Here is a 7,742-nt window from a genome sequence, read left to right as displayed (position 1 = left end):
ACCGATTATCCGGTCTTAGCTACCGTTTCCGGTAGTTATCCCGATCTTACAGGCAGGTTGCCTACGTGTTACTCACCCGTCCGCCGCTAACTCTCAGAGAAGCAAGCTTCTCATCAAGTCCGCTCGACTTGCATGTATTAGGCACGCCGCCAGCGTTCGTCCTGAGCCAGGATCAAACTCTCCGATAAAGTTGTGCCAGCCTTACGGCCAGCGGTTTATCTCAAGCTGATTAAGCTCAAAAATTCGTTGCTGACGAGAATTTCTTCTCATTAATGTCTCAATTACTTGAGACGCTTCAATCACTCGTTGTTCAGTTTTCAAAGGACAATCTTGTGTATGTTACTCGTTTGTACCAGTCGTTCTCGCGACCGGAATTTCATTCTAACACATTCATCTTAGCAATGCAAGTGTTATTTTTAACATGTGTGTAGCAAGTTATCTAACATGAATCTAACATGAATCTAACATGAATCTCACATTCAACCACGTTTCTTGCGGCCGAGTTATAATATATCACATTAGTTGTTAGCTTGCAACATCTTTTTTTCAAGCATTTCCGACTGCCTCTCAGCGGCCGGAAGAACAATATACCACGCCTGCAAAGAAACATTCAACAGGTATATTTTTACATGTATGAACAATTAACTTCCTTTATAGGCAACCCTGTATAGTTTGGTCTTCATTCAGCAATCTTAAACGTAACGCAAAGCTACGATGAAGACGCCGTCAGCCAGCTTCCGAGGTGTTAATACCGGGCTTATATTTGACGGGTTGCAGCGCTCACTCTTCCTTCTCTCTCTCCTGTTCCTGTTCGGCTGCGGCGATTGTGGGTAATACCTTTTTATAAGTTGAAAGCGCCAAACTCACATCGAAAGGAGCATCAGCATGATAAGCGCCCAAACCATTCTTACCATTATCGTCATCAATATCGCTTATGTCTCTCTCTCCACGATCCGCATGATTTTGGTGATGAAAGCAAGAAGGCTGCTCGCCGCAAGTATAAGTACGGTGGAAATCTTCATTTATTTAATGGGTCTTAATATTGTGCTCAAGAACATCGACGATCCTGTCAATATTATCGCTTACTGCGTAGGCTGGGGGGCTGGCGTCTGGCTGGGGATCCGCATTGAAGGCTGGCTTGCGCTCGGATACACCACTCTGCAGATTGTCGTCGATTATACGGAAACGACTCTGCCGGACACCCTGCGGAACAAAGGCTACGGAGTCACTCACTGGGTGGCGGAAGGACGCGACGGTCCCCGTCTGGTCATGCAGGTGCTCGCCAAGCGTTCGCTGGAAAAAAAGCTTTTGAGCACTCTTCATGAACTTGCTCCGAAAGCTTTTGTAATCTCTTATGAACCGCGTTTTTTCCGCGGCGGTTTCTGGACGAGGAGACTGAACCCTTGACCGGTTGGTGATTCATTTTGTCTTCTCCTGTTTATATAAAAGGTTACATAAGTAAATTCCACGCTTTTACTTAGAGAAAAAAGGGGTGCTGCATAGAATGATTCGTCTGGAAGGTGTTATCAAAAGATACGACGATGGATTCGTCGCACTAAAAAATCTTAATTTAGAGTTCGCCGAAGGCCAGCTCCATGTCCTGATCGGACCAAGCGGATGCGGTAAATCCACCACGATGAAACTGATCAACCGCTTGATCAATCCCTCCGAAGGGAAGGTTACCATTAAAGGGAAGGATATTTCCCAAATGGATCCGGTCGAGCTGAGACGCAACATCGGCTATGTAATACAAAATATCGGCCTATTCCCCCACATGACGATCGCCAAAAATGTAGCGGTTGTTCCAAAGCTTCTGAAATGGGACCAGCAGCGCATAGATACACGGGTCGATGAACTGCTTCGCTTGGTATCCCTTGACCCGGACACGTTCCGCAACCGCTATCCATCCGAGCTTAGCGGAGGACAGCAGCAGCGTATCGGCGTTATCCGCGCTCTGGCCGCGGAGCCCGATATCATTTTGATGGATGAGCCTTTCAGCGCGCTCGACCCCATCTCCCGGGAACAACTGCAGGATGAGCTGGTACGGCTTCAACAGGATCTGAAGAAGACGATTATTTTCGTTACCCACGACATGGACGAGGCCGTGAAAATCGCGGACAACGTCGTGCTTATGAAGGACGGCGAAATCGTTCAGCACGGCAGTCCGGAGCATATCCTCCGTTATCCGGCCAATGAGTTTGTAAAGTCTTTCGTCGGTAAAAAGAGGCTGCAGGCGGATACCGGATTCGAGGAAATTCCTACCGTCGATGAGGTTATGGCCGAACATCCGATCACAGCCTATCCTACACGCGGTCTTGCCGAAGCCATTAAAATCATGGAGAAAAACCGGGTCGATTCCCTCTTGATCGTAGACAGGCAGAACCGTCTGATCGGTACGACGTCCATCTTCCAGGTGCTCGACAAGTATAGGCAGGAAAATATCACACTCGCCGATATCGCCAAGCCTTTTCATCATACGGTCGAGACAGGCACTTCCTTATCCGTGGCAATCCAGCTTATGAACGAGCATAACCTTCCTTATATTCCGGTTGTCCGCGAGAACAACACGTTCGCCGGGCTCGTTACCAAAGGGAGTGTAGTCCGTCATATCGCGGATGTATATACGCCGGCCGAGTCTGACGAATTTGCCGAAACGGCCGAAGCGTCGCTCCAAGCTTCAGCGGAAGACGGGACGCAAGTACCGGTCGGCGGCAGCGGAGGTGCTTAAATGGACTTCCTGAACAGCTACGGTCAATTTCTTAGCGACCGGTTGCCGGATATCTTGGTCGCTTTCCGGGAGCATCTGATCATTTCGTTCCTGTCTATCCTTTTCGGCTGTATTGTCGCCATCCCTATAGGCGTCTATTTGGCCGGAAACCGGATTAAATGGATCAATTCGCTTGTTTTCGCTTTATCGAATCTGCTCCAGACCATTCCCAGCCTCGCGCTGCTCGCTATCCTGATCCCGCTGATCGGAGTCGGTATGAAGCCGGCCATCATCGCCCTGTTCCTGTATTCCCTGATGCCTATCATGCGGAATACGTTCACGGGTTTCCAGGCGGTCAATCCGCATCTGATCGAGGCCGCAAGAGGCATGGGCTACAGCTCCATTCAGCGGTTAGTGCGCATCCAGCTTCCGCTGGCTCTTCCTTACATCATGTCCGGCGTTCGCGTGACAACGGTCTATATTATCAGCTGGGCTACACTGGCGACGCTTATCGGAGCCGGCGGTCTGGGCCAGTTGATTGTAGCGGGGATGGGCGTGAACAAGAAGGAGCTTATTTTCACGGGGGCCATTCTGGCTGTCATCTTGGCTCTGATCGCCGATTTCGTGCTGGGAGCTTTGGAAAAATGGCTCACCTCACGCACCAAAACATCAAGCGCTAAAGCGGCTTAACTTTTTTGGAGACTATCATTAAACGAGCTGAATAAAAGCTTATCACTATAAAAAACGGCCGCGCTGTGAAGGTCGTCTAAAGGGGATTTCGAATGAAACGTGTGAGAAGACGCTTACTGGCAGCAAGCCTTCTCGCTGCGGTTGTTGTGTCAGCAAGCGGCTGCGGACGGGGAGATACCATTCTGATCGGGACGCAGACTTATTCGGAGCCGAAAATTTTGGCCCAAATGTACAAGCTGCTGATCGAAGACCGTACCGACCTGAAGGTGGATGTCCTCCCGGACCTTGCGTCAAGCGGAGTAATCATCGATGCCATGAAGAAGGGCGACATCCAGATGTCCACCCTTTATTCCGGAGAACTGCTCAACAAGCATTTCCCGATGGAAGACAAGAAAAGAAACCGTGAAGAAGTGCTTGCGGAAGCGCAGGCCGGTTTCGATAAATATTTTAACTTTAAATGGTTTAATCCTTACGGATTTGAAAATACGTATGCCTTTACGGTGCGCAAAGAATTGGCGGACGAGAAGGGCTGGAAGAAGATCTCGGACATTATTCCGGATGCCGGCTCTGTCAAGCTTGGCGTGGACACCACCTGGCTGGAAAGAGAAAGCGACGGGTACAAGGCATTCGCCAAACATTACGGGCTTCAATTCGGGGATACGCTTCCCATGGAGGTCGCGCTCGTCTACAGTGCCGTAGCCAGCAAAAAAGTGGATATCGTATTGGCTTACTCAACAGACGCCCGGTTAAAAGAATACAATCTGGTGACACTCGAGGACGACAAACAATTCTTCCCTCCTTACGACGCCTCACCGGTTGTGAAAAAAGAACTGCTGGCCGCTCATCCGGAGCTGAACGATATCATCGACCTGCTTATCGGGAAAATCGATGCCAAGACCATGATTGATCTGAACTATGAAGTAGACGTCAAAAAACGCAATGAGAAAAAAGTTGCGGAAGACTATTTAAAACAAATCGGACTGCTGAAATAAAGGTCCTGCAGGCCTTCTAAGGGGACATGAATATGGAGCTTTTCTTTCAATATGTTAGTGAAAACTGGCTGGATTTGCTGGGACTGACTTACGATCATATCGTAATGGTTCTCCTCGCCATTCTCATGGCGCTTATCGTCGGGGTGCCGCTGGGCATTTTGGCCGCGCGTTACCGCCGCCTCGGTTCCGTCATTCTTACGGCCGCGAACATCATTCAGGTGTTTCCGAGTCTGGCGCTGCTCGTGCTGCTGATGATCGTGTTCGGGCTCGGCTTCAAGACTGTGGTTATCGGCCTCTTCCTCTATTCCCTGATGCCGATCATCCGCAACACCTTTGTCGGTCTCACCCAGGTAAATCCGGCGATTACGGAAGCCGGACGGGGAGTCGGCATGAGCCAGCTTCAGCTTATGTGGAAGGTACAGCTTCCGCTGTCGCTGCCCTTCATCGCGACAGGCGTCCGGGTAGCCGCGGTCATCGCCATCGGCGTGGCTACCATCGCTCCGCTGATCGGGGGCGGGGGCCTGGGCCGGGAGATTTATTCCGGCATCAACATGGACAACTCCGCCCGTTTGTATGCGGGAGCTATCCCGGCGGCGCTTCTCGCGCTGCTGACGGATTTTGTCCTCGGCCAAGTGCAGAAGCGCATGCACATCAGCCGGTAGTGTAAATAAAAAGAACGCGGAAGACTGCCTGTGCAGCCTCCGCGTTCTTTTTATTTGTTGGAAAGGGCGTGGCCAGCGCCCGTGAATCGGCTGTACCGCCCCCCGCTTTGGGGGAGCAGCAACCGCCTATCGTCGTACTCACAATGCGCGTCGCGTCTGAACAGCGGTTCGTATTCACGTAACGAACGAGAAGATTCTGCGCTGAAAACAAAAAAAGCCGAAAGGGCCCATTCGGGCTTCTTTCGGCTTCGCGGTTGTTATTTCGCCTGCCATACCTGCGGCTCGGATTTACCGCTGTAGTACTCGATACGGCCAGGGACAATCTTCAGAATAACATATTCCGGATCGTGCGGACCGTCAAACCATTCTTTGAAGTCGTCGCGCCATACTTTTTCGCGCAAGCTTTCATCGGTACTCACGCTGCCTGTCGCTTCGATTTGAAGGATATCGGAAGAAGTTTTGCCGTCAAAGCCCACAAGAATATGTACATGGGGGTTGTCCCGCAGCTCTTCCACCTTATCGGTTTTACGGTTTGTCGCCAGATAAATCGTCAGCTCATCGTGAAATAAAGCCATGTAGCGTACACGCGGTTTCCCATTCTCAACAGTACCGAACGAGCAGAACTCATTTTTATCCAGAACGCTTACGATCTGCTGTTCCAAAGACGGATTCGACATGCTCTCTCCAGCTCCTTTCGAGTAAACACATTTCTCTTTCTATGTTTAGATTACCCGAAATGATGAAGCTCCAAACGAAGGAGAGCCGCTTTGGACAAGCGTTCCTATTGGACTTTTCCCGCCTCATCGGTCACGGCGAAGTTGTAGTTCACGGAACGCGTAAAAGGTTCCTGCCGCTCATTCACTCCGTTGATGTCGAATGAGATATTATAGACCCCGGGCTCCGTCGGCGCTTTGAAGTTTAAGAGAACTTCGTTCTTCGCGGTTTGAAGATTAACTTCTCCCGCTTGCTGAAGGCTCTTCGCTATGCCTTTGCCTCCGGAACGGGTCAGCTTCGCCTTCTTCGCTTGAGTGTCTTCCAGCTTGCCCGCTCCGTCGAACGAAACGGCAATTTGCGCATTCTCACCTTGTTTGTATTGTTTGCGGGCGTTCTTGATTTGTCCTTTTACACGGCCTTCCGGACGAGCCAGCATAAAGTATGCATCCCCTTCTCCCGACAGCTCCAAGGTCCAGTTCCCCTTCTCCGGGTTCTCGAGCGTCAGCGTATGATGAACGGCATCGGAGAACAGAACGGCATCGTCTTTCTCCGCACTTTTGGCCGGGTTAAGCGGAATCTTTTTGCCGGATGGGCTTGTCAATGTGACTTGTGTCGTTTCTTTAGCCGTCAACACATCCAGTGAGATCGTGCCGAGACCGCTTTCAAGCGGGAACACCTCTTTTGCGGATCCTTTGGCGAGACTGCCCCCTTTCATAATGAAAGAAGAATTCTCGGAAACCGCAGGAGCTGCTTGGGGGGCGGCGGAGAGGTTCTCTTCCTGAAGCGCCGCTGCTGCAACCGTCGTTTTGCCGAGTGCCAGTTTAGGCTGAACCAGGCTCCAAGTCTGGGAAGCCGTCGTCATCGCGCTGTGGGAGATGTTCTTTGTAAAGCTTTTAATGCCATAAGGCAATCCGAGCGCGGAAGCTACGCTGACCGCACCGTCATCCTCACCCGGTAGGACGGCATGAGCGAACCAGTAAGCAGTGAACCAGCCGTCATCGCCTTCTCCGCCGGACATGTAGGTCTTAGTAGCGGAGACTCCGGGCTTGCTGTCTGTTTGTGTCCGGAAATTGGCCATGTAGGAAGTTTGCAGGGAATAGACCGCATCATCTTTCTTGCCGAGAATGTCGGCCAGCCAGCTTGTCCAGTCGCTGTAAGCCATGTCAGCCAGCTCGGAGCCCTTATTCGGCGTAGAAAGCTGATGAACGACGTTCACGTACGGCGCGGCGCCGTAATGCAGGAGAGCGGCTTGCGTGTCGATTCCGCCCTTGGAGTGAGCGATGATGTTAATTTGGGAGACACCATAATAGTTGGCGACCTTCTTGATGACCTCGGCCAGCTTCGGACCGTTGGTCCACATGTCCCCGCCCGTACCGTCCGCATCTTTCAGTTGTACGAAAGCCGTGCGATACCCGGCCTTATAAGCCGCCTCGTAGTATCCGTCCGTTTTGAGCCAGGTGTTATAATTCGAGTGAAGACCCTGAACGAAAAGAATCACGGGCTTGCCATTGGAAGCCTGCGGCGGCACCGCCCCCGTGTACCAGTCCCCGAAATTACCGGACGGGTTGTCATCATGTAGAGCCGGAGCCGGAGGCTGAGCGGCTTGGACCACCGAAGAACACGCAAGAACGGCGGAAAGACCTAACAAGGGGATCATACGGGCACGAACTTTTTGAATCATTTAATTCCCTCCTCTGAATGGATAATAGCTTACTCCACCATTATATGGAAGAAATTACAATTCAGCATTAGCTAGATGTTAATTTTAAGAAAATAAAATAAAAAACCGGAACTATTTCCGGACTAAAGTGATTCTAACCCACCTATTTGACCGTCCGCCAACACAAATCTCCTTTTTCAGACTTCCTCTCCTATTTAAAAAGGAACTGTTCATCGACATCGGCTCCTTACTGCGTCCGGCTGCCGGTATATCTGTCTTTATTTCCGAAGCTTCCGACCTTTCGACATCCGCATGAT

At 50.9% G+C, this 7,742-nt stretch carries 7 protein-coding genes; 5 read left to right on the top strand and 2 right to left on the bottom strand.

Annotation, left to right across the window (positions count from 1 at the left end):
- Nucleotides 1–885 precede the first annotated feature (885 nt).
- From HMPREF1207_RS16175 to HMPREF1207_RS16155, 5 genes are all read left to right on the top strand, one after another.
- Complete coding sequence (locus HMPREF1207_RS16175; RefSeq protein WP_009675179.1) at nucleotides 886–1,407, top strand: DUF2179 domain-containing protein; 522 nt, start codon at nucleotides 886–888, stop codon at nucleotides 1,405–1,407.
- Between the two features lie 97 nt (nucleotides 1,408–1,504).
- Nucleotides 1,505–2,728 carry an ABC transporter ATP-binding protein gene (locus HMPREF1207_RS16170; protein ID WP_009675165.1) on the top strand — a complete coding sequence of 408 codons (1,224 nt, stop codon included), beginning with the start codon at nucleotides 1,505–1,507 and terminating at the stop codon, nucleotides 2,726–2,728.
- Nucleotides 2,729–3,397 (top strand): ABC transporter permease, encoded by a 669-nt coding sequence (locus tag HMPREF1207_RS16165; protein WP_009675169.1) that lies wholly within the window; start codon nucleotides 2,729–2,731, stop codon nucleotides 3,395–3,397.
- Between the two features lie 92 nt (nucleotides 3,398–3,489).
- Nucleotides 3,490–4,389: a glycine betaine ABC transporter substrate-binding protein gene (locus HMPREF1207_RS16160; RefSeq protein ID WP_009675231.1), complete on the top strand. Its 900-nt coding sequence runs from the start codon at nucleotides 3,490–3,492 to the stop codon at nucleotides 4,387–4,389.
- A gap of 32 nt (nucleotides 4,390–4,421) precedes the next feature.
- Entirely contained in the window at nucleotides 4,422–5,051 is a 630-nt protein-coding gene (locus HMPREF1207_RS16155) for an ABC transporter permease (protein ID WP_009675182.1), read from the top strand.
- A gap of 257 nt (nucleotides 5,052–5,308) precedes the next feature.
- On the opposite strand, the gene HMPREF1207_RS16150 is transcribed toward HMPREF1207_RS16155, so the two are convergent.
- Together HMPREF1207_RS16150 and HMPREF1207_RS16145 are read right to left on the bottom strand one after the other, a co-directional pair.
- Nucleotides 5,309–5,728 carry a pyridoxamine 5'-phosphate oxidase family protein gene (locus tag HMPREF1207_RS16150; RefSeq protein ID WP_009675191.1) on the bottom strand — a complete coding sequence of 140 codons (420 nt, stop codon included), beginning with the start codon at nucleotides 5,726–5,728 and terminating at the stop codon, nucleotides 5,309–5,311.
- A 104-nt stretch (nucleotides 5,729–5,832) separates the two neighbouring features.
- A complete protein-coding gene (locus HMPREF1207_RS16145) occupies nucleotides 5,833–7,446 on the bottom strand; it encodes an alpha/beta hydrolase (protein WP_009675180.1) in 1,614 nt (537 codons plus the stop codon).
- Nucleotides 7,447–7,742 lie beyond the last annotated feature (296 nt).

The sequence above is a fragment of the Paenibacillus sp. HGH0039 genome, assembly GCF_000411255.1.
GTDB lineage: Bacteria > Bacillota > Bacilli > Paenibacillales > NBRC-103111 > Paenibacillus_F.
This window is presented reverse-complemented; position numbering and strand designations above follow the sequence as displayed.